Origin of the sequence: Pseudomonas sp. GM24, assembly GCF_000282235.1 — a bacterium.
Classification (GTDB): domain Bacteria; phylum Pseudomonadota; class Gammaproteobacteria; order Pseudomonadales; family Pseudomonadaceae; genus Aquipseudomonas.
This window is the reverse complement of the sequence record NZ_AKJR01000392.1, coordinates 45045-69954: the sequence shown is the minus strand read 5'-3', so window position 1 is coordinate 69954 and position 24910 is coordinate 45045. Positions and strand designations below refer to the sequence as shown.

The 24910-nt window shown below is 60.0% G+C and carries 25 protein-coding genes; 10 read left to right on the top strand and 15 right to left on the bottom strand.

Features of this window, described 5'->3' with window-relative positions; genetic code table 11:
• Positions 1-4 precede the first annotated feature (4 nt).
• From PMI23_RS28840 to PMI23_RS28790, 11 genes are all read right to left on the bottom strand, one after another.
• On the bottom strand, positions 5-1051 hold the full coding sequence (locus PMI23_RS28840) for an isopenicillin N synthase family dioxygenase (RefSeq protein ID WP_007916077.1): 1047 nt from the start codon (positions 1049-1051) through the stop codon (positions 5-7).
• Between the two features lie 359 nt (positions 1052-1410).
• Complete coding sequence (gene catA / locus PMI23_RS28835; protein WP_007916076.1) at positions 1411-2328, bottom strand: catechol 1,2-dioxygenase; 918 nt, start codon at positions 2326-2328, stop codon at positions 1411-1413.
• Between the two features lie 182 nt (positions 2329-2510).
• The gene (catC, locus tag PMI23_RS28830) at positions 2511-2801 is read right to left on the bottom strand and encodes a muconolactone Delta-isomerase (protein ID WP_007916075.1); all 291 of its coding nucleotides are present in this window, start codon (positions 2799-2801) and stop codon (positions 2511-2513) included.
• Between the two features lie 15 nt (positions 2802-2816).
• Positions 2817-3938 carry a muconate cycloisomerase family protein gene (locus PMI23_RS28825; protein WP_007916074.1) on the bottom strand — a complete coding sequence of 374 codons (1122 nt, stop codon included), beginning with the start codon at positions 3936-3938 and terminating at the stop codon, positions 2817-2819.
• Between the two features lie 22 nt (positions 3939-3960).
• The gene (locus PMI23_RS28820) at positions 3961-4722 is read right to left on the bottom strand and encodes a 1,6-dihydroxycyclohexa-2,4-diene-1-carboxylate dehydrogenase (RefSeq protein ID WP_007916073.1); all 762 of its coding nucleotides are present in this window, start codon (positions 4720-4722) and stop codon (positions 3961-3963) included.
• Between the two features lie 20 nt (positions 4723-4742).
• Positions 4743-5756: a benzoate 1,2-dioxygenase electron transfer component BenC gene (gene benC, locus PMI23_RS28815; RefSeq protein WP_007916070.1), complete on the bottom strand. Its 1014-nt coding sequence runs from the start codon at positions 5754-5756 to the stop codon at positions 4743-4745.
• Positions 5757-5776: 20 nt separating this feature from the next.
• Positions 5777-6265: a benzoate 1,2-dioxygenase small subunit gene (gene benB, locus PMI23_RS28810; RefSeq protein ID WP_007916068.1), complete on the bottom strand. Its 489-nt coding sequence runs from the start codon at positions 6263-6265 to the stop codon at positions 5777-5779.
• Complete coding sequence (gene benA, locus PMI23_RS28805) at positions 6265-7620, bottom strand: benzoate 1,2-dioxygenase large subunit (RefSeq protein WP_007916066.1); 1356 nt, start codon at positions 7618-7620, stop codon at positions 6265-6267. Before benA ends, benB begins: the two co-directional genes overlap by 1 nt.
• A gap of 151 nt (positions 7621-7771) precedes the next feature.
• Positions 7772-8728 (bottom strand): AraC family transcriptional regulator, encoded by a 957-nt coding sequence (locus PMI23_RS28800; RefSeq protein WP_007916065.1) that lies wholly within the window; start codon positions 8726-8728, stop codon positions 7772-7774.
• Positions 8729-9610: 882 nt separating this feature from the next.
• Positions 9611-10534 (bottom strand): bifunctional helix-turn-helix transcriptional regulator/GNAT family N-acetyltransferase, encoded by a 924-nt coding sequence (locus PMI23_RS28795; protein ID WP_007916064.1) that lies wholly within the window; start codon positions 10532-10534, stop codon positions 9611-9613.
• A 67-nt stretch (positions 10535-10601) separates the two neighbouring features.
• Positions 10602-10877, bottom strand: a complete 276-nt coding sequence (locus PMI23_RS28790) for a hypothetical protein (protein WP_007916062.1) — start codon at positions 10875-10877, stop codon at positions 10602-10604.
• Positions 10878-11014: 137 nt separating this feature from the next.
• Here PMI23_RS28790 and PMI23_RS28785 point away from each other — a divergent pair, with 137 nt between their 5' ends.
• Both PMI23_RS28785 and PMI23_RS28780 read left to right on the top strand, forming a co-directional pair.
• Positions 11015-11851: an AraC family transcriptional regulator gene (locus tag PMI23_RS28785; protein ID WP_007916059.1), complete on the top strand. Its 837-nt coding sequence runs from the start codon at positions 11015-11017 to the stop codon at positions 11849-11851.
• A 54-nt stretch (positions 11852-11905) separates the two neighbouring features.
• Positions 11906-12502: a LysE family translocator gene (locus tag PMI23_RS28780; protein WP_007916057.1), complete on the top strand. Its 597-nt coding sequence runs from the start codon at positions 11906-11908 to the stop codon at positions 12500-12502.
• 112 nt (positions 12503-12614) lie between these two features.
• Here PMI23_RS28780 and PMI23_RS28775 read toward each other — a convergent pair whose 3' ends face one another.
• Positions 12615-13385: an AraC family transcriptional regulator gene (locus PMI23_RS28775; RefSeq protein WP_007916056.1), complete on the bottom strand. Its 771-nt coding sequence runs from the start codon at positions 13383-13385 to the stop codon at positions 12615-12617.
• Positions 13386-13616: 231 nt separating this feature from the next.
• Between PMI23_RS28775 and PMI23_RS28770 the strand changes: the two genes are divergently transcribed.
• The 7 genes from PMI23_RS28770 (at position 13617) to PMI23_RS28740 (ending at position 22064) form a co-directional block, all read left to right on the top strand.
• Entirely contained in the window at positions 13617-15242 is a 1626-nt protein-coding gene (locus PMI23_RS28770) for an APC family permease (protein ID WP_007916055.1), read from the top strand.
• Positions 15243-15264: 22 nt separating this feature from the next.
• Positions 15265-16191, top strand: coding sequence for a 4-hydroxyproline epimerase (locus PMI23_RS28765; RefSeq protein WP_007916054.1), 927 nt, complete (start codon positions 15265-15267; stop codon positions 16189-16191).
• A 55-nt stretch (positions 16192-16246) separates the two neighbouring features.
• Positions 16247-17194, top strand: a complete 948-nt coding sequence (locus tag PMI23_RS28760; RefSeq protein ID WP_007916052.1) for a dihydrodipicolinate synthase family protein — start codon at positions 16247-16249, stop codon at positions 17192-17194.
• A 70-nt stretch (positions 17195-17264) separates the two neighbouring features.
• Positions 17265-18857: an aldehyde dehydrogenase (NADP(+)) gene (locus PMI23_RS28755; RefSeq protein WP_007916050.1), complete on the top strand. Its 1593-nt coding sequence runs from the start codon at positions 17265-17267 to the stop codon at positions 18855-18857.
• Positions 18847-20109, top strand: a complete 1263-nt coding sequence (locus PMI23_RS28750; protein WP_007916048.1) for an NAD(P)/FAD-dependent oxidoreductase — start codon at positions 18847-18849, stop codon at positions 20107-20109. Before PMI23_RS28755 ends, PMI23_RS28750 begins: the two co-directional genes overlap by 11 nt.
• Before the next feature lie 171 nt (positions 20110-20280).
• Complete coding sequence (locus tag PMI23_RS28745) at positions 20281-21114, top strand: oxidoreductase (RefSeq protein WP_007916046.1); 834 nt, start codon at positions 20281-20283, stop codon at positions 21112-21114.
• Positions 21115-21125: 11 nt separating this feature from the next.
• Positions 21126-22064, top strand: a complete 939-nt coding sequence (locus PMI23_RS28740) for an AraC family transcriptional regulator (RefSeq protein ID WP_007916044.1) — start codon at positions 21126-21128, stop codon at positions 22062-22064.
• 5 nt (positions 22065-22069) lie between these two features.
• On the opposite strand, the gene PMI23_RS28735 is transcribed toward PMI23_RS28740, so the two are convergent.
• The 3 genes from PMI23_RS28735 to PMI23_RS28725 all read right to left on the bottom strand — a co-directional run bounded on the left by PMI23_RS28735 (position 22070) and on the right by PMI23_RS28725 (position 23605).
• Complete coding sequence (locus PMI23_RS28735) at positions 22070-22282, bottom strand: DUF2945 domain-containing protein (RefSeq protein ID WP_007916042.1); 213 nt, start codon at positions 22280-22282, stop codon at positions 22070-22072.
• A 28-nt stretch (positions 22283-22310) separates the two neighbouring features.
• Complete coding sequence (locus tag PMI23_RS28730; RefSeq protein WP_007916036.1) at positions 22311-22511, bottom strand: hypothetical protein; 201 nt, start codon at positions 22509-22511, stop codon at positions 22311-22313.
• A gap of 167 nt (positions 22512-22678) precedes the next feature.
• A complete protein-coding gene (locus PMI23_RS28725) occupies positions 22679-23605 on the bottom strand; it encodes a Gfo/Idh/MocA family protein (RefSeq protein ID WP_007916034.1) in 927 nt (308 codons plus the stop codon).
• A gap of 188 nt (positions 23606-23793) precedes the next feature.
• Here PMI23_RS28725 and PMI23_RS28720 point away from each other — a divergent pair, with 188 nt between their 5' ends.
• Positions 23794-24843 (top strand): NAD(P)-dependent alcohol dehydrogenase, encoded by a 1050-nt coding sequence (locus PMI23_RS28720; protein WP_007916032.1) that lies wholly within the window; start codon positions 23794-23796, stop codon positions 24841-24843.
• The last annotated feature ends 67 nt before the right edge of the window (positions 24844-24910 follow it).

The following is a 24910-nucleotide window of genomic DNA, read 5'->3' as shown; positions in this document are numbered from 1 at the left end:
TGAGTCAGGCGGATTGACGAACAGGCGGTGGCGGCAGCAGCGCATCGGCGTAGAAGCGTTGCGCGACATCGGGATGCGAGCGCAAACGACCTTTGAGGTAGTTCCAGCCGACGTCGCGAAATAGTGGGTTCAACGGATCACTGGCCGGCCCGCGCGCCTCGCGCAACAGTGCGGTGGGCAGCGGATACAGTGGCACCACGGCATCCAGTTGCGCACCGAGGAAGAATGCGACAGACAGGCGTTCACTTCCCGCCGGTGGCGAAACCACGCGATGCACCGTGGCCCGCAGATAACCGTTGCTGGCCAGCTCGAGCAGTTCGCCGATGTTCACCACCAGGGTGTTCTCACGCGGCAACGCATCGATCCAGCGCCCCTCTTCGATCTCGACCTGCAGACCGGCCTGCTGGTCTTGCAGGAGGAAGCTGAGGAAACCGGAATCCTTGTGTGCGCCGACGCCCTGGTGACTCGACTCGCTGGATTGGCCGGGATAGCGCATCAGTTTGATGTGTTCGTTGGGTTTGTCGCCGTAGAGCTGATCAAACGCATCGGCGCGCAGCGACAACGCCTGAGCGAACGCACGCAGCAGGCGCAACGACATCCGCGTCATCGCCTCTTGCCATTCGAGTAACAGAGGTTTTAGCTCCGGCAGTGACGCCGGCCATTGGTTGGGGCCTTGCAGCCGCGCCCAGAACGGGCTATCCGCCGTTAATGGCAACGCCTCGCGCTCGGCGCCCAGATCGAACTGTTCACGCAGATCGGGCTGGCCACGGGTGATCTCCGAGGCGGCCCGGTTGTAACCGCGAAAGTGCGGTGAATTGATCATGCCGACGGCGTTTTTCTCGCTGTCGGGCAAAGCGAAAAACTGGCGGGCGTGGGCCTGTACCTGCTTGAGCAAAGCGCTGTCGATGCCGTGACCGGTCAGGTAGAAGAACCCGACGTCGCGGGCGGCGTGGCGCAGGTCTTCAAGAAATTCGTAACGCTGTTGCGCCGTGCCTTCGAACAGCGACAGGTCCAGCGTCGGTAATGCGGTGATATCGAGGGTATGCGGCATGATTCACTCCCGTGTGAATCAAACCTGAAAAACCTGTGATCGATTCAGCGTGTGCCGTCATGGCAATCGGGGTCTATCGGTTTGATGCGTTTTGATTCGTCGTTGCGACAAAACTAAACGATCTTAAAAATGCAGAGCCAATATCTTTTTCGCATTACCTTAGGCCCGATTTCCCCTCACCCCAGCCCTCTCCCGGAGGGAGAGGCGCCGACCGGGTTGTCTTGCGTTATACATCGACCTGAAAAACCGGGTTGGATTCGGTAAAAAACGTTCAGGTCGGCGTAGCGCTCAAGATCATCTCGGTCAGTCCCCTCTCCCTCCGGGAGAGGGTTAGGGTGAGGGGCACAGACGACTCGGTATCAAGCCTCCTGCAACGCACGCGGCCGCTGACTGCGTTGTTCAGCACTGGCATCCGGCGCCGGTTGCAACTGGAAGTCGAACTTCAGCTCGGCATAACGCCCCGACACCGCGTCCTCGCGGAACATCACCTCCCCGACCAAGCCTTCACGGGTCGCATAGGCGAAGTCATCCCACAGGTATTGATCACCCGACAGATTGATTTGCGTCGTCAGGTGCCGATGCCCCGGTGCGCTGATAAAGAAATGCACATGGGCCGGACGCTGGCCATGGCGGCCGAGCTTGTTCAGGCATTCCTGGGTCGGCCCTTGTGGGTCGCAGCCATAACCGGAGGGCATGATACTGCGAGCGCGGTAACGGCCTTCGGCGTCGGTAATGATGCGGCGGCGCAAGTTGTATTCGGACTGGCTCGGGTCGAAAAACGAGTAGGTGCCCTTGGTGTTGGCGTGCCACAGGTCAACGGTGGCACCGGCCAAGGGCTGGCCGTGCAGATCGAACACCCGGCCTTCGAGGTGCATAACGGTGGCGACGCCCTCTTCGCTGCCGTCATCCATGCGGCACTCGCCTTCACACAACGGCGCGCCGGCCACGTACAGCGGGCCTTCGATGGTGCGCGGTGTGCCGCCGGTCAAGCCAATCTGTGCGTCCTTGGCGTCCTGCAACAGGTCGAGGAAATGCTCGATGCCAAGGCCTGCGACCAGTAATCCCGCCTCCGAACGAGCACCCAATCGGTTGAGATAGTCGACCGCTTTCCAGAACTCACCATCAGTGATTTCCAGGTCTTCGATGATCTTGGCGCTGTCCTGCAAGATGCGCAGGACGATGGTTTTCAGCCGGGATTTACCGTCGTCGTTGGCAAAACCGGCGGCTTCCTTGAAGAATTTCTGCAGCTCGGCGGTGTGGGCAATTTTCACGGTCATAGTGGTTACCTCATCTTGTTGTTTTGTGGTTTACGCGAATCTTCAGGACAGACCACCTTCCCCTGTGGGAGCTGGCTTGCCAGCGATTGCGGTGTGTCATCCAGCATTGATGGCGGCTGGTGTATTGCTATCGCTGGCAAGCCAGCTCCCACAGTGTTCAGGGATGGATTCGAAATCCTGGATCAGCGATCGTCCGTATGGATCGACGACGGATGCCGGCAGAGGCCATCGACCTCAATGTCCATGTAGGGAAACAGCGGCAAGCGCATCAGCGTGTCGTGCAGGGCCTCGACGCTCGGCACATCAAACACGCTGTAATTGGCGTAATGCCCGGCGATGCGCCACAGGTGTCGCCATACGCCGTCGCGTTGCAGCCGTTGCGCCAGTTCCTTTTCGTCCGCCTTGAGCCGGGTGGCCAATGACGGGTCCATATCGACGGGCAATTTCACGGTCATTTTTACGTGGAACAACATGCTGGTTCTCCTGATTCAGTGGCGGCGAAAGCGCGCCAGACGCTCTTCATCCAGCGTCAGGCCCAGGCCTGGAGTTCGCGGGATATGCAGGTGGAAATCGCGGTACTGCGGCGCTTCGCTGACGATGTCTTCGGTCAGCAGCAACGGGCCGAACAGTTCGGTGTCCCAGGTCAGCTGCTTGAGCGTGAGGAAGGCGTGCGCCGAGGCCAGCGTGCCGATGGAGCCTTCGAGCATGGTGCCGCCGTACAGCGCGATGCCGGCGGCCTCGGCGATCTGCGCGGTTCTGAGCACGGCTCGCGGGCCACCGTTCTTGGCAATTTTCAGGGCGAACACACTGGCGGCACCGTCAGCGGCGAGGCTGAAGGCATCCTCAACGCTTTCGATCGATTCGTCGGCCATGATCGGCGCCGGGCTGCGCTGATTCAGGCGAATCTGCCCGGAACGGTTGACCCGCGAGATCGGTTGTTCAATCAGGTCGATGCCGTTGTCACCCAGTACCTGACAGCCGCGAATCGCCTGGGATTCATCCCAGTACTGGTTAACGTCGACCCGCACACTGGCGCGTTCGCCCAAGGCTTTTTTGATCGCCACCACGTGTTTGAGATCCTGCTCCAGCGGGTTGGCACCTATCTTCAATTTGAAGATGCGATGGCGACGCGCTTCGAGCATCTGCTCGGCTTCGGCGATGTCGCGGGCGGTGTCGCCGCTGGCCAGGGTCCAGGCCACTTCGAGGCTGTCCCGTACGCGGCCGCCGAGCAGTTCGCTGACCGGCAGACCGAGGCGCTTGCCTTGGGCATCGAGCAGTGCACTTTCGATGCCGGACTTGGCGAAGGTGTTGCCCTTGGCGATCTTGTCGAGACACTGCATCGCCGCGTTGATGTTATTGGCTTCCATACCGACCAAGGCCGGAGCCAAATGCGCGTCGATATTGGCTTTGATGCTTTCCGGGCTTTCATAACCGTAGGCGAGGCCGCCGATGGTGGTGGCTTCACCGATGCCTTCGATACCGTCGCTGCAACGCAGGCGCAGGATCACCAGAGTCTGCTTTTGCATCGTATGCATCGCCAGTTTGTGCGGGCGGATGGTCGGCAGGTCGACGATAATCGTCGTCAGGCTTTCAATCAGAATTTGCTGCATGTCTGTGTCCCTTGAATAGTGCTCAACCGAGGTCGCCGCCACCGACCGGCAAGGTCACGCCGGTGATGTACGAGGCGTCGTCAGAGGCGAGAAAGAGGATCGCGCCGACCTGTTCGTCGAGGCTGCCGTAGCGTTTCATCAGGCTGCTGTCGAGGGTTTGCGCGACGATTTCCTGGTACCAGGCCTGCTCCTGCGCCGACTGTTCGCTGGTGTTGCGCGGGATGCGTCGCGGCGGAGCTTCGGTGCCGCCCGGCGCGGTGGCGTTGACACGAATTCCGCGCTCGGCGTTCTCGAACGCCAAGCACGCAGTCAGGGCATTGATGCCGCCCTTGGCCGCGCCGTACGGCACGCGATTGATGCTGCGGGTAGCAATCGACGAGACGTTGACGATGGCGCCGCGCCCTTGCTTGAGCATGTACGGCAGCGCGGCGTGGCAACACCACAGCGTCGGGAACAGCGAGCGGCGCACTTCGGCTTCAATCTGCTCGACTTCGTAGTGCTCGAACGGTTTGGCCCAGATCGTGCCACCGACGTTATTGATCAGGATGTCGAGACGGCCGAAGGTGTTGATCGCTTCGGCCATGACCCTTGCACAATCGGCGTATTGCTCAAGGTCGGCAGTCAGCGCGAGAACGCCCTCGCCTTGCAGTTCGTGCACCAGTTCGGAAAGGTCGACGGCGATCACTTGCGCGCCTTCGTCCAGCAGGCGCTCGCAGACGCGGCGGCCGATACCCTGAGCCGCGCCGGTGACCAGCGCGACCTTGTTGGAGAATCTGTTGTTCATGACAACCTCGAGAAAGGATTTCAGGCAGCCGCAGCGGCAAATTTTTCGTAGTAGAAATTCGCGGGGGTGATGCCCTGTTCACGAATGTATTGGCTGACCGCTTCAACCATCGGCGGCGGGCCGCACAGGTACACATCGACGTCACCTTCATTGAGATGGCGCGGCTCGATGTGCTGGGTGACGTAGCCCTTGAGCGGATGCGCACTCTGCGGATTGGCCACGCAGGCGCCGAAACTGAAGTTCGGGATGCGGGCGGTGAAGGCTTCGAGGCGATCGAGTTCCACCAGATCGAAGTCATTGGTCACGCCATAGATCAAATGCACGGGATGATCGCTGCCCTGCTCGGCGAGCTTTTCCAGCATCGCGGTGAACGGTGCCAGGCCGGTGCCGCCCGCCAACAACAGCAGCGGCCGCTTGATCTCGCGCAGGTAGAAACTGCCCAACGGCCCGGCCAGGTTCATGCTGTCGCCGGCCTTGGCCAACCCGGTGAGAAAGCTGCTCATCAAACCGCCAGGCACGTTACGGATCAGGAAGCTGACTTCGCCGTCCTTCTGCAACGAGCTGAAGGAATAGGCGCGGGTCTGCTCGCTGCCGGGCACTTGCAGATTGACGTACTGGCCCGGCAAAAACGCCAGTTTGCTTAGCGCCTCGCCCTTGATCGACAGCGCGATGGTGCTCTCGGACAATTGCCGGACAGCGCTGATCGACGCCTGGAAGTTCGCCTGTTCGGTCTTGCACACCTGCGAGCCGGCCGGTACGCGGACGACGCAATCGCTGGCGGCGCGCATCTGGCAGGTCAGCACATAACCTTGCGCGAGTTCATCGGCGCTCAAGGCGTCTTCAATGAAGTTGTCGCCCATGTCGTACCGCCCGACTTCGGCGAAACACTTGCAGGTGCCGCAGGCACCGTCGCGGCAGTCCAGCGGGATGTTGATGCCTTGGCGATACGCCGCATCGGCGACAGTTTCATGGCCACCCGCCTCGATGAAACGAGTGACGCCGTCTTCAAAATTTAGCGCAATCTGGAAATTCATGGTGCACCTCGCCGTGTCGACTAGATGTGATAAATGTCGATGACCTGACGGACGTAATCGTTTTTCAGCACGACTTTCTTGGCCTTGATCAGCGGCTGTTCACCACGCAGATCGAGGGTGTAGAAACTGCTGCCGAAGTAGCTGTCGGTGACCTGATAGCGAAAGCTCAGGGTGTGCCAGTTGAAACGCACCTGGCACAGCCCTTCGCTCTGCCCGACGATTTCGATGTTGCTCAGGTTGTGCGAGGTGCGGGTGTCGGGGAGGGTCGCGCTGGAGCGCTCGGTCTTGATCCGGAAGATGCGGTCTTCGAGGCCGCCACGGTTGCCGTACCAGATCAGCGAGATCTCGCTTTGCGGGTCTTCGGTGAGGGTGTCTTTGTCGTCCCAGGCCGGCATCCAGAAGGTCGCATCGGCGGCGTACAGTTCCAGCCATTGATCCCACTGACCGTCATCGAGATAGCGCGCTTCGCGGAAGAGAAAATCGCGCACGGTTTCGTAGAGGTTGCTCATCACACGGCCTCCACAGGAATCAGTTGAGGTTCGGCGGCAGCGGCCTTGAGCATGGTTTCTTGCCAGTACTTGTGTTGCAGCACAAACAGGCCTTCGTCTTCGGTACGCATGCCGGAGAGCAATGGTTTAAGGTCGATTTCTTCGGCGGCGGCGTCGGCGCCTTCGACCCAATGGGTGGCGCCACGGGACATGTCGTTCCAGCCGCGACCCGCGCCATAGCCGGCCTGGCACGAGCGGAACTCTTCCAGGTCATCCGGCGTGGCCATGCCGCTGACGTTGAAGAAGTCTTCGTACTGACGAATACGTTTGGCGCGCGCCTCGGCGCTCTCGCCTTTGGGGGCGATGCAGTAGATGGTGATTTCAGTCTTGTCGACTGAGATTGGCCGGGCAATGCGGATCTGTGAGCTGAACTGATCCATCAGGTACACGTTGGGGTACAGGCACAGGTTACGCGAGTTTTCGATCATCCAGTCGGCGCGGGCCTGGCCGAAATCACGGGCGAGTTCATCGCGGCGCTCGTAGGCCGGGCGGTCTTCAGGGTTGGCCCAGCGGGTCCAGAGCAGCAGATGACCGTGGTCGAAGGAGTAGAAACCGCCGCCCTTCTTCGCCCAACTGCCGGCGCTCATGGTTTTGATCGCTTCACCCGCTTCGCGCTGTTGACGCTGGTTCTGGGTGGCGGCGTAGTTCCAGTGCACCGAGCTGACGTGGTAGCCATCGGCGCCATTTTCAGCGGTGAGTTTCCAGTTGCCTTCGTAGATATAGGAACTTGAACCGCGCAGCACTTCCAAGCCTTCAGGCGACTGATCGACGATCATATCGATGATTTTTGCCGATTCGCCCAGATGCTCAGCGAGGGGTTTCACATCGGCATTCAGGCTGCCGAACAGAAAGCCGCGATAGGACTCGAAACGCGCAACCTTGGTCAGGTCATGGGAGCCTTCGCAGTTGAAGCCTTGCGGGTAACCGGCCTCGCTCGGGTCTTTGACCTTGAGCAGTTTGCCGCTGTTATTGAACGTCCAGCCGTGAAACGGGCAAGTGTAGCTGGAGCGGTTGCCGGACTTGTGCCGGCACAACATGGCGCCGCGATGGCTGCAGGCATTGAGGAACGCATTGAGTACACCGTCCTTGTTGCGCGCGATAAAGATCGGCTGGCGCCCCATGGTGGTGGTGAGAAAATCGTTGTTGTTGGGGATCTGGCTTTCATGGGCGAGGTAAATCCAGTTACCTTCGAAGATGTGCGCCATCTCCAGTTCAAACAGACGCGGATCGGTGAACATCTCCCGCTTGCAGCGGTAGGCGCCCTTCTCCTTGTCTTCTTCAAGCATGGCATTGAGGTAGTCGATTCCCAGGGACATGGCCGGGGCCTCCATTGTTATTGTTCAGGCCAGGTCAGATTAGGGAGGCGATGCACGGGGCAATAGCCGAATCCTGCAGATCGCTATCCGTTTTGTGCAGGATGACGCGGCAGATGATTCAGCATGTTTCGCGAGGGTTTAGTGCGGAGTGTCAGTGGCGGCGTTTGAAGGTCTGCGACGGCAGTTCGCCGAATTGCTGGCGATAGCTTTCGGAGAAGCGGCCCAGGTGCAGAAAGCCATAATCCAGCGCCAGTTCAGTGAGATTGCGCACCGGGCAGCTTGGGTCGCTGAGGCAGGCGTGAATGCGTGCCAGCTTGCGCTGGCGGATGTATTGCATCGGTGTGACGCCGAGTTGGCGTTCGAACAAAGCATACAGCGAGCGCGGGCTCATGCTCGCCTGCGCGGCCAGATGTTCGGCGGGCAGGTCCTGTTTCAGATTGCGCTCGATGTAATCGATGATGCGCTCGAAGCTGACGTTCGGCGTGCTCAGGCACTCACGGCTGACATTGGTGTTCATCAGCGAAATCAGTTTGCTGGCGATGATCTGCGCGTAATGCTCCTGCACCCGCAGTAACGGATCGCTGGCCTCGGCTTCCTGACAGATCATCGCCAGCAGGTTGGTGAAGCCTTCCAACTCCTCCAGCCGATAGTGATTGCGCAGGAAACGGATACCGCTGGAGGGGTGCTGCCAACGCTGCTCGTCGCACACCGATTCGAGCACGCTGACCGGCACCTTGAGGATGAATTTTTCGCAATCATCCGAGTACGTCAGATCGACCGGATCATCCGGATTGATCAACAGCAACTCGCCCGGCACCAGATGCTGCTCGTGTTTGTGCCCGCGCCACAGGCAATTGCCGCGCAGCAAAACTTGTAAGTGGTAAACGGTCTCCAGTGCCACGGACGTCACGCGCACGCTGCCGCCATAGCTGATGCGGGCCAGATCGAGGTCGGCGAGTTTGCGATGGTTGAGGCAGGCTTGCGGGTGGGCGGTTCTGGACAGGCCGATGAAGTGCTGGCCGACGTGCTGGTTGACGTAGTCGGAGACGGCATAAGGGTCAGCGTGACGGAACACGCTGCTGCGATCGCTCAGCAGATGACTGTCCATGGGGCATTGCTCGTTGTTGTCGTTATTTTGGGATTACGGGGTTTCAGGCATCGCGACTCACAGTACGCCGGAGTGTCGAGGTGGGCAATTGGACGAAGGTTTGGGTGCTCGATAATCGAACGTTTTTTTGTGGATTACGGGGTGGTTTGAACTAGGCCTACACTTGCCAAAGAAATGCCCTACACGCAAAAAAAATCCGACACAGAAAAATCCTACTTATGACAGTTTTAAAAAAACAAAAAAAGCCCGTTCCAGTCGAAACTGAAACGGGCTTCTCCCACCTCAACGACCCTTACTTCAGGTCGTCAAAGTGGTCTCGCAGGAACTCGTAAAAGCGAAAGGCTTTAAACAATCTCCATACAAGGCTCAGCGTACGCAGCAAAAGCTTCATACGTTTTGGCCTCCAGGGCTGGGGGCCAAACCTCCAGCAAACTTACCGGATCATACTTGCCTTCAGCCTGCACGTTAAAGCAGCTAGTGAGGCGGCCGGTTGAAATCCCTCCGAAACATCATTCCGGCACGGGTGCAAAACCGTGTCAAAGGGCATGAAACCGTTTGGTCACCAGCCTGGCCTCACCGCTGCTCGAACAAGTGAGCGCCCGCATCATAACCTTCATTCAGAGGCTTTCAGGAAAAGTAATTTTCTGTTTTGTTAACCATTATTTCTGCCAGCTTTTTATGAAAATGAAATAGCGCAAACAACCAGTTTCTTACGAACTTTAACCTTGCAAGGGGGCACAAAGACTCCTACCATGAGCGAACGTTAAAGCAGCTAGTGAAGCAAAAAACCTCGGTCGCAAACCAAGGTTTACAAAAGAACCGCCCCGCAAAGGCGGTTTTTTTTCGTCTGCCTTTTCACTGCACCCGCCGATGAAAATCAGATCACAGCGCCCGCGCCCACGTCTGACTCACCAGATCCTTGCCAAAGCTGTGAACCGCTTCTTCCTCCACCAGTTCAAACCCCGCCTGCTGATAAATCTTGCGCGCAGCCGTCAGGTTGCTGGTCGTCCACAAGGTCATTTTCTGGTAGCCAATCTGTCGGGCAAAGCGCAGGCACTCCTCGACCAGACGACTGCCAATGCCCAAGCCCCGCGCGCTGGCGTCGACGTAGAGCATGCGCAGTTTGGCGGTCGTTTCATCCTGGCGGACGATAAACACAGAGCCAATAACCTTGCCGTCCTTTTCCGCAATCCAGCAGCGCTCGCTTGTCGGGTCGTAATCACGCAGGTACTTGGCGACCACCTCGGCCACCAGTGTTTCGAACTCCGAATTCCAGCCGTATTCGCGGCTATACAGCGCGGCTTGCTGTTGCATCACCGTGCCCATGTCACCGGGCTGCGGATCGCGTAACACGTAGTTCGAATCCTTGTTGCCTTGCAGCAGTGTCTGGATCAGCGTCATTGCGCCGACCAGACGTTTCTGCTGCGGTTCAGGTAATCGCTCGAGCATGGTGACGATCTGTTCACGGGAAGCCTTTTCCAACGGGATCAGAATTTCACGGCCCAGCTCGGTAAGGTGCAATTGCGCGGCGCGGGCGTCGGTCGGCGACGGGACTTTCTGGATCAGGCCACGCTTCTCGAAACCACTGATGATGCGACTCATGTAGCCGGCGTCCAGCCCAAGCATCTGGCGTAGATCGGCGCTGGTCAGGTCGCCACGCGAGGCCAGCTCATACAAAATGCGCAGCTCAGTCAGCGAGTAGTCGCTTTGCAGCAAATGCTCCTGCAATACGCCGATCTGATGGGTGTAAAAACGATTGAAGCCGCGCACAACATCGGCTTGCTCGAGGAGATGGCTGCTGGACATGGCAAACACTCAGATAATTGCTTAAAGCAACTATATATTTGCCAAAAGCAACCATGTCAACAGAAAGCTATCGGCATTTGGCCAACACCACCTGACAGGTGTCCGGCGTGCCCCCGGAGCGCCCGGCATAACGGATGCAGTTGTTCATCGATTTCTGCCGGGCCATGTTCAGACTGGAGCCCCAGGCCAGACCGCCCTCGCCGACCGACGGCAAGGCTTTGGCGTAGCAGGCATCGCCAACACCTGACGGTGGATAGTGTTTTCGGCTGGAGCAGCCTGCGCCAAGCGTCAGGCTAAGCCCGATCAGGGTGAGCATGCCCCAGAGCGAGCATCGGTTAATCATCGCATTCCACCTGCCGGCAAAGGGGTCGTGACCTGCAGAGTCTAGTCCCCTCACCTGCACAAATCTTCTAAACGTCGATGATCATTGCGCGGTATTTTATGGGGCCGCACCTTTCAATGGCGAACTCTGGAGCCTCCGTGGATAAACGCAACTGGATCGAGCTGTCCCAGGATGTCGACACCGGGATTGAATCGATTCGCGCTCACTTCGAGGGCCATGCCTACGATCCGCACTGGCATGACAGTTTCCTCGTCGGCGTCACCGAGCAAGGTGTGCAGCAGTTCAATTGCCGCCGCATGCGCCATCGCAGTACGCCAGGCAACGTGTTCTTGCTGGAGCCGGGGGAAATCCACGATGGGCAAGCGCCTACCGAGGAGGGTTTTACCTATTCGATGCTCTACCTCGATCCGCATTGGCTTGAGCGTGAAATGCACGCGCTGTTCGAAGATGCACCGTCCGACAGCCAGCCCGGTTTTGCCGATACGCTGAGTCAGGACCCGCGTCTGGCCACAGCGATCAGTCACGCTTTTCATGCGTTGCATGACGGCGATCTGCGCATTGTCCGCCAGACCGCCATCGATGGCTTGCTCGGCTCGCTCACGCGCCATCTCGCGTGGCGCAAACGCCAGGATTTCGATCCTCGCCTGCCGTTGGTGGCGCAACTGGCGCGGGATTATCTGCACGCGCACACCTATGAAGATATCGGTCTCGATGATCTCGCGCGGGTCTGCGGGGTCGACCGTTTTCGTCTTAGCCGCGCCTTCAAGTCGGCTTTTGGCCTGGCGCCGCACGCGTACCTGATCCAGCTGCGTCTGGCCAAGGCGCGTCAGTTGCTGGCTCGGGGGGAAACGCCGGCGCAGGTCGCCAGCGTGCTCGGTTTTGCCGACCAGAGTCATCTCGGTCGCTGGTTCCGTCGCGCCTACCAACTCACCCCCGCCGACTACCGCAAGCGCTGCTCAATCCTTCCAGACTGACGTACACCGACTGGCGATCATGGCTTCCTGTGTTTACTTCCAAGGAATCCGCCCATGGCGTCATTATTGCCCTTCCTGCTATTCGCTTTCGTTGCCTCGATTACGCCGGGGCCGACCAATATTCTGGTGTTGAGCCACAGTTCGCGCCAAGGCCTGCTCGCCACGTTGCCGATCATTTTTGGCGCCTGCGCGGCGGCGGCACTGATTGTATTGGTGGTCGGCCTCGGTGCCGGCGAAACGTTGCTGCGCTACCCGCGCGTGCAGCAAGCCATGGCCTGGGGCGGTGTGCTCTGGTTGAGCTGGCTGGCGTGGCAGATCTTTCGCAGCGCGCCGCCATCGCTGGACCCGGCTGAGACGCAGGCCGAAAGTTTCAGCGTGCTGGGCGCCGCCATGCTGCAACTGGTCAATCCCAAGGTGTGGATGATGGCTGTGGCGGTGGTCAGCGTATTTGTCGGCGGTGGTGACAAGACGCTGCGATTGTTGGTGCTGTCGCTGGCGTTTTTGCTGGTGTCATTGCCGTGCATGACGTTGTGGGCGTTGCTGGGTGTGGGCAGTGCGCGATTGATGGGATCGCCAAAGGCATTCAAGCGGATGAACGCAGTACTCGCGTTATTGTTACTGCTCTCGGCTTGGCTGACCGTCCTGAAATAACTCCACTGTAGGAGCTGCCGAAGGCTGCGATCTGTTGATCTTGATCTAAAAAAACAGAATCAAAAGATCGCAGCCTTCGGCAGCTCCTACATTGCTTCTCAGTGCCATTTCATCAGGGTGAGGTGGCCTGCCGATACTCGCGCGGAGTAAACCCGGTAGACGCCTTGAACTGGCGGGTGAAGGCGCTGTGATCGGTGTAGCCGCATTGCAGCGCCACATCGGTAATCGGCAGGTCGGTATGCAACAACCGGTGCGCGTGTTCAAGGCGTACTTTCTGGATCATCTGCCGTGGCGTCAGGTGGAACACCCGTTTGCAGTAACGCTCCAGTTGCGCGACTGAAATACCGGAGATGCGCGTCAGTTCACCGAGGGTGACGCGGCGATTGAAATTCGCGCGAATATGCTCATCGACCGCCGCCAGCCGCTCGAATGCCGGGTGCGTTTCACTGGCCGATTGCAGATCCACCGAGATTCCCGCCAGACCAATAATCACGCCGTCACGGTTGTACAGCGGCTGCTTGTGCGTCAGGCACCAGCCCGGTTCGCGACTGCCGTACAGATGCAGTTCCAGTTGATCCTCCAGCACAAAGCCCTCCTCCAGCACTTTGCGATCCTGCTCGGTGTAACCCGGTCCGAGTTGTGCCGGGAACACCTGCGCACTGGTTTTGCCGAGCAACGGGCGCAAATCCTTCAAGCCACAGCGTTGCACCAGCGTGCGGTTGGCGAGCACGTAACGGGCCTGCACATCCTTGATGAAAATCGCCGCATTGGGGATCACATCAAGCATCGGCAACAACAGCGCGGCGCCGGCCAAGAGTTCCTCCAGTGTCTGCGGACGCTGGCCATTCATGCCTTGGGCCAGGATCGAAAACGCCTGCTGCATCAGAGATTCCCCTCGTAACGTGGATCGACCAAGTCCCCGCCATGCGGCGTTCGCGTGCAGATTGCAGCATCATTCAAGGCGTGTCGAGGACCGTGTTTCATCGGCGCCATTGTGCTGATTTCGTCATCGAACCCGCGGCAAAACATCAATCGCCACACCGCTGATGAGTTCAAAGTCTGGCCGTCCGAGTGACACAACTGCCTATCCAATAACTCACAAGAAGGCGATGCCATGTCAGGCCAAGGCAAGTTCAAAAAACAGCTTTCACTGATCGACCTCACATTTATCGGGCTGGGGGCGATCTTCGGTTCCGGCTGGTTGTTCGCGGCCAGTCATGTGTCCGCGATTGCCGGGCCGGCGGGGATTTTTTCCTGGCTGCTGGGCGGCTTCGCCGTGTTGTTGCTGGGCATCGTCTACTGTGAACTCGGCGCTGCACTGCCGCGTGCCGGTGGCGTGGTGCGTTATCCGGTGTACTCCCACGGGCCGTTGCTCGGCTACTTGATGGGTTTTATCACCCTGATTGCGTTTTCCAGTCTGGTGGCGATCGAAGTGGTTGCTTCGCGCCAATACGCGGCGGCATGGTTTCCCGAGCTGACCAAGGCTGGCAGCGGCGATCCGACGATCCTCGGGTGGATGGTGCAGTTTGGTCTGCTCTGCATTTTCTTCCTGCTCAACTACCGCAGCGTGAAGACCTTCGCCAAGGCCAATAATCTGGTCAGCGTATTCAAATTCATCGTGCCGTTGCTGGTGATCGGTGTGCTGTTCACCTTCTTCAAACCGGCCAACTTCCACGTGCAGGGTTTCGCCCCGTTCGGCTTGTCCGGTATCGAAATGGCGGTGTCGGCGGGTGGCGTGATTTTCGCTTACCTGGGGCTGACGCCAATCATCTCCGTGGCCAGTGAAGTGAAGAATCCGCAGCGCACTATTCCCATCGCGCTGATCCTCTCGGTGCTGCTGTCGACGTTGATTTATGTGCTGCTGCAAATGGCCTTTCTTGGCAGCATCCCGACCGAAATGCTCGCCAATGGCTGGGCCGGGATCAGCAAAGAGTTTTCCCTGCCGTACCGCGACATTGCACTGGCACTGGGTGTGGGTTGGCTGGCTTATCTGGTGGTCGCCGATGCGGTGATCTCGCCAAGCGGCTGCGGCAACATCTACATGAACGCCACCCCGCGAGTGATCTACGGCTGGGCGCAGACCGGCACCTTCTTCAAGGTCTTCACCCACATCGACGAAAAATCCGGCATCCCACGTCCGGCGCTGTGGCTGACCTTCGCCCTTTCGGTGTTCTGGACCCTGCCGTTTCCGTCGTGGGAGGCGCTGATCAACGTGGTCTCCGCTGCGCTGGTGTTGAGCTACGCCGTGGCCCCCGTGTCCGTGGCCGCGCTGCGCCGCAATGCGCCAGACATGCCACGGCCGTTCCGGGTCAAGTGCATGGGCGTGCTCGGGCCGGTGTCGTTCATCATCGCCGCGCTGATTGTCTACTGGTCGGGCTGGAACACCGTGTCGTGGCTGCTTGGCCTGCAGATTCTGATGTTCGTCGTCTATCTCCTGTGCGGCCGTTTCGTGCCGACCGCCCACCTCAATCTGGCCCGCCAGGTGCGTAGTTCAGCGTGGCTGATCGCCTTCTACGCGGTGACCATCGTGCTGTCGAAACTCGGCACCTTTGGTGGCCTCGGCATCCTCGCTCATCCGTTCGACACGATCGTCGTCGCCGCATGCGCCACCGGCATTTATTACTGGGGCGCCGCGACCGGTGTGCCGGCGCATCTGCTGCGTCTGGAAGACGATGATGAGGAAAGCGAAATCGCCGCCCCCGACTCGACCGTGGCTGCGCGCCCTGCCGGCGCCTACTGAAATCACCTAAAGGAATCTATTCATGAAACGAGTACACGTCATTGATTCCCACACCGGCGGTGAGCCCACGCGTCTGGTGATGACAGGCTTCCCCGACCTGCCCGGCAACAGCATGGTGGAAAAACGCGATGCGCTGCGCACTCAGCATGACCAATGGCGCCGCGCCTGCCTGCTGGAGCCTCGCGGCAACGATGTGCTGGTCGGCGCGCTGTATTGCGAGCCGGTCTCGCCGGACGCCACGTGCGGGGTGATTTTCTTCAACAACGCCGGTTATCTGGGCATGTGCGGCCACGGCACCATCGGCCTGATCAATTCGTTGCAGTACTTGGGAAAAATCCAATCGGGCATCCACAAAATCGACACGCCAGTCGGCCCGGTCAGCGCCACGTTGCATGAGGACGGCTCGGTGACATTGGGCAACGTGCCCGCCTACCGCCATCGCAAACAGGTGCCGGTGGACGTGCCGGGATTCGGTCAGGTATTGGGCGACATCGCCTATGGCGGCAACTGGTTTTTCCTCGTCTCCGAGCACGGCCAGACATTGACGATGGACAACGTCGAACACCTCACGGCGTACACCTGGGCAATGCTCAAGGCCCTCGAAGATCAGGGCATTTACGGCGAAGACGGCGCCGTCATCGATCACATCGAACTGTTTGCAGACGACGCCGTTGCCGACAGCCGCAACTTCGTCATGTGCCCTGGCAAAGCCTACGACCGCTCTCCGTGCGGCACCGGCACTAGCGCCAAACTCGCCTGCCTCGCGGCCGACGACAAACTGCAACCCGGCGCCACCTGGGTGCAGGCAAGTATCACCGGCAGCCAGTTCGAAGGCCGCTTCGAATGGGACGGCGAGCGAGTGCGCCCGTTCATCACCGGCCGCGCTTACATGACCGCCGACAGCACCTTGCTGATCGACGAAGCAGACCCGTTCGCGTGGGGCATCTGAGCCACCGCGCAGACTTTTCACCTCAATTTGAACGATGTGCCAAGGAGTTAAAACAATGAGCGACAACATCTTCACCGGTTGCATGCCGGCCCTGATGACCCCGTGCACCGCCCAGCGCAAACCGGACTTCGACGCCTTGGTGGCCAAAGGACGCGAGCTGATCGATATCGGCATGAGCGCCGTGGTCTATTGCGGTTCCATGGGCGACTGGCCGCTGCTCACCGAGGCCGAGCGTCAAGAAGGCGTGGCGCGTCTGGTCGCGGCGGGCATCCCGACGATCGTGGGCACCGGCGCGGTGAATTCCCGTGAAGCGGTCTCCCATGCGGCGCACGCGGCGAAAGTCGGCGCGCAGGGTTTGATGGTGATTCCGCGTGTGCTGTCCCGTGGTGCTTCGGTCACGGCGCAAAAGGCCCATTTCGCCGCCATCCTGCAAGCCGCGCCGAATCTGCCGGCGGTGATCTACAACAGCCCTTACTACGGCTTCGCCACCCGCGCCGACCTGTTCTTCGAATTGCGCCGCGAGTACCCGAACCTGATCGGTTTCAAAGAATTCGGCGGTGGCGCCGACCTGCGTTACGCCGCTGAAAACATCACATCCAAGGACGATGACGTGACCTTGATGGTCGGCGTCGACACGCAAGTGGTGCACGGTTTCGTCAACTGCAACGCCACCGGCGCCATCACCGGCATCGGCAACGCCCTGCCCCGCGAAGTGCTGCAACTGGTGGCGCTGAGCAAGCAAGCGGCCAAGGGCGACGCCAAGGCCCGTCGTCAGGCCCGGGAACTGGAATCGGCGCTGGCGGTACTGTCGTCGTTCGATGAAGGCTGCGACCTGGTGCTGTATTACAAACACCTGATGGTGCTCAACGGCGACAAGGAATACACCCTGCACTTCAACGAAACCGATGCGTTGAGCGATTCGCAGCGGCGGTATGCCGAGAAGCAGTATTCGCTGTTCCGTCACTGGTACGAGAACTGGTCGGCGGAACAGAACTTCGCCTGACACCTCAGCCTCACCTGCCGCGATGCGTTTTGCTACGCGGCAGGCATTTCCCTTTTATCAGGAAGACACCATGACTTTGACGGGCCACATGCTGATCGGGCAGCACACGATTGCCGGCAATCGCAGCGCCATTTGCGGGATCAATCCGGCCACCGATGAAGCGCTGCAACCAGCGTATGCCGGTGGCTCGGCCGGGCATGTCGAACAGGCCTGCGCGTTGGCTTGGGCCGCATTCGATGTTTATCGCGAGACAACCCTGAATGTCCGCGCCGAATTCCTTGAAGGCATTGCCGGGGAAATCGAAGCCCTGGGCGATGAGCTGATCGACCGTGCCCACGCGGAAACCGGCCTGCCGCACGCGCGACTGCTGGGCGAACGCGGGCGTACTTGCCAGCAATTAAGAATGTTCGCCCGCACGGTGCGAGCCGGTGAATGGCTGGATGTGCGTGTCGATAGCGCGCTGCCGCAACGTCAACCGCTGCCGCGCGCCGATCTGCGTCAACGGCAGATTGCGCTGGGACCGGTCGCGGTGTTTGGCGCAAGCAACTTTCCGCTGGCGTTCTCAGTGGCGGGCGGTGATACCGCATCGGCACTGGCCGCCGGTTGTCCGGTGATCGTCAAGGCGCACAGTGCGCATCCCGGCACCAGCGAACTGGTCGGCCGCGCGGTGGCCCGGGCGGTAAAAGCCTGTGGCTTGCCGAACGGCGTGTTTTCCTTGTTGTACGGCTCCGGCCGCGAAGTGGGCATTGCGCTGGTCACAGATCCACGGATCAAAGCGGTGGGTTTCACCGGTTCGCGCAGCGGCGGTCTGGCGTTGATTCAAGCAGCGCAGGCCAGACCAGAACCGATTCCGGTGTACGCGGAAATGAGTTCGATCAATCCGGTGCTGTTGTTTCCAGCGGCGCTGGACAATCGCACGCAAGCTTTGGCTGAAGGATTCGTGGCTTCGCTGACATTGGGCGCGGGCCAGTTCTGCACCAATCCGGGATTAGTGATCGCGTTGAAAGGACCGGCGCTGGACAAATTTATCGCCGCCACCGCCGAGACCATTCAGCGCAGCCCGGCGCAGACGATGCTGACACCGGGCATCTTCAGCGCCTACGAGGCTGGCGTGAATGCGCTTGCCGAAAGTGCCGATACGCGCATCGCCGGCGTTGGCCAGCCCGGCAGCGGCCCAAACCAGTGTCAGGCCCATGTATTCGTGACCGAGGCCGCCGACTTTCTCGCCGATCACCGCCTGCAAGCCGAAGCGTTCGGTGCGGCGGCGCTGATCGTACAATGCGAAAGTGAAGCTGAAATCCGTCAGGTCACCGAGCTTCTGGAAGGCCAGTTGACCGCCACGTTGCACCTGGATGACCAAGACCTGGAACAGGCGCGTGCATTGCTGCCGACGCTGGAGCGCAAGGCCGGTCGCTTGCTGGTCAACGGCTGGCCCACCGGGGTCGAGGTGTGTGACGCTATGGTTCACGGCGGGCCGTTCCCGGCCACATCCGACTCGCGCACAACATCCGTCGGTACCGCGGCGATCCTGCGTTTCCTGCGCCCGGTCTGCTATCAGGACTTCCCGGACAGCTTGCTGCCTGACGCATTGAAACAAGGCAATCCGCTGCAATTACGGCGTCTGCTTGATGGCCACAGGGAAGTGCAGCGCCATGGTGAATAACGTCTCCCACGACATCGCCGTGGTCGGCGCCGGCATCATCGGCGTCGCCTGCGCGCTGCGTCTGGCTCGCCAGGGTTTGCGCGTGGTGGTCATCGATCAGCAGCAACCCGGCCACGGCGCCTCATTCGGCAACGCCGGGCATCTGGCGACCGAGCAGGTGTTTCCGATTGCCGACGCGTCCATCCTCAAGCGCCTGCCAGCCATGCTGATGGACCCGATGGGGCCGTTGCGGCTGGACTGGAAATACCTGCCACGCGCCCTGCCATGGTTCACCCGGTTGCTGCTGAATCTGCGGCCGGCGCCTTTTCAGAACACCGTAGCAGGCTTGCGCGCGCTCAATGAAAGCAGTCTTGAGGCCTGGCAGCGCCTGCTCGCCGACATTCAGCGGCCCGACCTGTTGAAGATCGATGGCTCGTTACTGGTGTTCGAACGTCCCGAATCGCGTCAGGCAATCCAGGCATTGCAGAGCCGATTGCTCCAGCAGCAAGTGCCGGTCGACTACTGGCAGGCCGGCGCCATACGCGAAACCGCGCCGCAACTCAGCGAACAGATTCAGGGCGGTTTGTTCTTCCCGCGCACCGGGCATTTCATCGACCCCTACCGCGTGGTGTGCGAACTGGTCGAGGCGGCCAAGGCCAGTGGTGTGAATTTTGTCCAGCAACAGGTTCAGGGCGGCCATGTACAAGAGCATGGTGTTGCGCTGATCACCGGCAATGGCGCTCTGACTGCAAGCCGCGTGCTGATTGCCTGCGGCGCACATTCGGCGAAACTCACCGCCGCCCTCACCGGCAAAAAAGTACCGCTGGACACCGAGCGCGGTTACCACCTGATGCTGCCGCAGGAACATGATCGACTGCCCTTCCCCGTCACCTCGCTGGAACGCAAGTTCATCATGACGCCGATGTCCGAAGGCTTGCGCTTGGCCGGCACCGTCGAGTTCGCCGGTCTGGAGAAGCCACCGAGCATGGAACGCGCATGGCAGTTGCATCGGTTGAGTCAGGGCTTGTTTCGCCAGGATCTGAGTGCTGAAGCAGCGACGCCGTGGATGGGCTTTAGGCCATCGTTGCCGGATTCGTTGCCGGTGATTGATCAGGTCTGTGGGGGCAAGGTGTTGCTTGCGTTTGGGCACCAGCATCTGGGGCTGACACAGGCGGCGGTGACGGCGGAGATGGTGGTGAGGATGACGCGCGCAGATGCAATCCCGGCAACGGCTTTGCCAAGTGGCACGCCCTATCGACTGGCACGTTTCTGACGGCCACAGAACAGCAAGATCGACGGTGAGCGTGCTTAGCCGGCAGCCACCGTTTTTTCTGAACATCACGAGCGCCTGATAGGAATAGGCAAGGCTCCAAGACAAACCGGCATAGGTGAGCGCTTGGGTGATGGCTACCATGACGTCACACCCGAGTCATTGGAGACCGTCATGAAACCAAGCAAAACCCTGTTCATCACCGGCGTCAGCAGCGGTTTCGGCCATGCACTGGCCAAGGAAGCCATTGCCAACGGCCACCGCGTGATCGGCACTGTGCGCAATGAATCCGACCTGAAAAACTTCCAGGCGCTGTCCCCGGACAACGCTTACGGGGTGCTGCTGGACGTCACTGATTTTGAGCGGATCGACAGCGTCGTTGCGCAAGTGGAAGCCACTCACGGTCCCGTCGACGTGCTGATCAACAACGCCGGTTACGGTCACGAAGGTATTTTTGAAGAATCTCCGCTGGAGGACATGCGCCGTCAGTTCGACGTCAATGTGTTCGGCGCGGTCGCCGTGACCAAGGCCTTCCTGCCCTACTTCCGCCAGCGTCGCGCCGGCCGCATCCTCAACATCACTTCCATGGGCGGCACCATCACGATGCCCGGCATCGCCTATTACTGCGGCAGCAAATTTGCGCTTGAAGGGATCTCCGATACCCTGAGCAAAGAGCTGCGGCCCTTCAATGTCTTCGTCACGGCGGTGGCGCCTGGCTCGTTTCGCACTGACTGGGCCGGCCGTTCGATGCAACGCACCGCGCGCAGCATTGCCGACTACGACGCCAGTTTCGACCCGATCCGCCAAGCCCGGGAAGCAAAAAGCGGCAAGCAGCTCGGCGACCCGCAAAAGGCTGCGCAAGCGATGCTGCAGATCATCGATTGCCCCGAGCCTCCCGCCCATTTGTTACTCGGCAGTGATGCGTTGGGGCTGGTGCGTGACCGCCTGCAACAGGCGCTCGACGAGATTGATCAATGGCAAGCGCTGAGTTGCTCCACCGATCACTGAGAGAGAAAACAATGACGCCGGCCGATGGCAGCACCGCGCGCATGGTGCAACTGATGGAAGTCCTCGCACCGGTCGAGGGCTACAACCTCAGCGTGCTCGATGATGTACGCTTCCTGCGCTCGAATCGCCCACTGACCCGCACACCAGTGTTGTACGACCCCGGCATTGTCATCCTCTGCCAAGGTCGCAAGCGCGGTTATCTGGGTGAGGACACCTACGTCTATGACGCGCAGCATTATCTGGTGGTGTCCGTGCCCATCCCCTTCACCATGGAGACCGACGCCACGGCAGCCGAGCCGATGCTCGCGATTTACATGCAACTGGACTTTCAGTTGGCCAGCGAGTTGATGTTGCAAGTCGATGAGGTACATGGCGTCAGCGATGCTGAGCCGAAGGGCATGTATGCCTCGCCGATGGACGACGCGCTGCGCACCACGACCTTGCGTTTTCTCGAGGCGATGAGCGTCGCCAGTGAAGCGAAAATTCTCGGGCCGGCGCTGGTGCGTGAGATCTATTACCGCATTCTCACGGGCGAGCAAGGTGGATCAATGCGTGCCGCGCTGCATCGTCGCGGGCATTTCGGCAAGGTGAGCCGGGCGATCCGCAAGATTCACAGCTGTTATCAGCAGCGCCTCGACGTCGAGCAATTGGCCCGCGAAGCGAGCATGAGCGTAGCGAGTTTTCACCTGCACTTTCGCAGCGTGACCGATACCTCGCCGATGCAATACCTGAAGTCGACACGCCTGCATCAGGCGCGGCTGCTGATGCTGCGCCAAGCCATGAGCGCATCGGCAGCAGCGTTTGACGTGGGTTATGAAAGCGCCTCGCAATTCAGTCGCGAGTTCAAACGGTTTTTCGGCCGGACACCCCAAGCGGAGGTTGAATGGATGAAGGCGACGTACTCATTGCCGCCGCCGACAACGCCTTCCGAGTTTGTTTCGTCGCACTAGACCGGTCACTTCGCGGGATGAAGTGCCGCGCCGTGGTGCATCGCCAGATGCCCGGTCTTGTCACTTTTGACTTGGTACTGCGGCTCGTCCTTTGAAGCAGGCCGATGGCGGCCCATGAACTCGACATCCCGGGTGTGCACCTTGACAACCTTGCCGCGAATCTCCCCGGCCTCGCTGTTCCAGTGAACCGCGTCGCCGACCTTGAATGGCGTGCTCATGGTCTGTCCCCACACTGATTCAATCCGGTCATTGCGACCCAGGATGCTCGCTCGACACCGAGTTGTTGGCCGCCACATCCGTCATGTCTTCATCGACCGGCGACTCTTCATCGGCGGGCAACGGAACCTCGGCCGGGTTGCGTTTCGGATCATGCCCCGTCTCATTGTCCGTCGTGCGTGTCACGTCTTGCTGTGACCGGTTGCCCGGTGCATTTTCATCGATGTCCATGCTTGTTTCTCCGTTCTTGTACGCGGGATATCCGCGCTTAAACGTGAGATGCAACGGCACAGCGCAAGTGCCGGGCACTGGACGAACGGTGCTCTAACGTAAAAGCCTGCCGTTCAGGGCAGGCTCTCGCTTGGCGATTAAAATAACCGTGCCGGGCCAGCCGAAGGCTAATCGTAAAACGCCTCAACCAACACCCGACTGCCGACAAAAAAACTGTCCGCCACCAACCGCAACGGCTGCACATCCAGGTCACTGGCCTTGTCGCCAATCAACTGCTGAAAATGCCGATAAACCGCCGCGTACTCACCCTCCTCCGACACAGCCTGGCGCACACCGTCAATGCTCAACAACGCGCCGCCGTTATCCAGGCGCAACACACCTTCGGCGCAGCGAACCTCAATACTCCACAGCTCATCGTGCCCATGGTCAAAATCAAACTCCGCACGCACATCGAGGCGGCGGGCGTCAGACATTTGGATCGACGCGGCAATCGGCGACTGGCAGTTGTTCGGTACACGCAGTTCAGCGGATTCGACAAACAGCGGCAGCTTCAGCAGATGGGTGACGATCGATAAGGCATTGATGCCCGGGTCGAACACGCCGAGGCCGCCGGGTTGCCAGATCCAGGCCTGACCGGGGTGCCATTTGCGCACGTCTTCTTTCCAGTCGATCTGCACGCTTTGCAGGGTGCGCGAAGCGAGCCAGTCGCGGGCGGCTTCGATGCCGGGTGCGTAGCGTGAATGCCAGGCAAACAAAGCACTGACGCCCTGCTCGGCAGCCTGATCGACCAAGGCCAGCGCTTCGCCCAAGGTGGCACACGGCGGCTTTTCCACCAGTACGTGTTTGCCGGCGGCCAGTGCTTGCTGCACCAGGGCGAAACGCCCTTGCGGCGGTGTGCAAAAGGCAATCGCATCCACCGACGGGCCGTTTTCCAGCAATTCACTTAAGGATTGGAAGTTTTCCACGCCTGCGCAAGGCTTGCCTTGGGTAGCGACGGAGACCAAGTGGAAGGCGGGATTGGCGAGGATTGCCGGGACGTGTTGATCCTGGGCAATCTTGCCGTAGCCCACCAGACCGAGACGGATTGGTTGCATCAATGACTCCTGTTTTGATTTTGTTGTCGTCAGTGAACCGGGAGATTACCTGCAAACGCCACGAGCGTCTGTCCGCGCAATGTCACAACAACGCACAGGATCAGGCAAGGATTGCACAGGAATGCGCTAGTGCCCGCAGCGCGGGAACAGAAACAATGCCTTACGACAAACCGATCGAGGATGTTCCCATGCTTGTACAAGCCTACGGTGCCCACGCGGGCGACAAACCCCTTGAGCCAATGCAGATCAACCGCCGCGCGCCGGCCGCCCATGATGTGCAGATCGATATCGCCTTTTGTGGCATCTGCCATTCGGATCTGCACCAGGTGCGCGCGGAATGGGCCGGCACGCAATTCCCGTGCGTACCGGGGCACGAAATCGTCGGTCGCGTTTCGGCCGTCGGCGCGCATGTCGCGGACTACAAGGTCGGTGATCTGGTCGGCGTCGGTTGCATCGTCGACAGCTGCAAACATTGCGATGACTGCGAAACCGGGCTGGAAAACTATTGCGACGGCATGATCGGCACCTACAACTTCCCGACCCCGGACGCACCGGGCTGGACGCTGGGCGGTTATTCGCAAAACATCGTCGTGCATGAACGCTACGTCCTGCGTATTCGCCATCCCGAAGCGCAACTGGCTGCCGTCGCGCCGCTGCTGTGTGCCGGCATCACCACTTACTCGCCGCTGCGCCACTGGAACGCCGGTCCCGGCAAAAAAGTCGGTGTAGTTGGCATTGGTGGCCTCGGCCACATGGGCATCAAACTGGCCCACGCCTTGGGCGCCCACGTGGTGGCGTTCACCACCTCTGAATCCAAACGCGAAGCGGCGAAAGCGCTGGGCGCCGATGAAGTGGTGGTGTCGCGCAATGCCGAAGAAATGGCCGCCCACGCCAAGAGTTTCGACCTGATCCTCAACACCGTCGCCGCGCCGCACGATCTCGATGCATTCCTCGTGCTGCTCAAGCGTGATGGTGCGTTGACGCTGGTCGGTGCGCCAGCCACTTCGCACCCGTCGCCGAACGTGTTCAACCTGATCATGAAACGCCGCACGATTGCCGGCTCGATGATCGGCGGCATCCCTGAAACCCAGGAAATGCTGGATTTCTGCGCCGAGCACGGCATCGTCTCCGACATCGAACTGATCCGCGCCGACCAGATCAACGACGCCTACGAGCGCATGCTCAAGGGTGACGTGAAGTATCGTTTCGTGATCGACAACGCGACGTTGGCGGGCTAAGCCTCAGCGTCCATTGGCCGTTCAGCGCGGCCAGTGGGCCATTGAATTCCGTCGCCGGGATTTGACA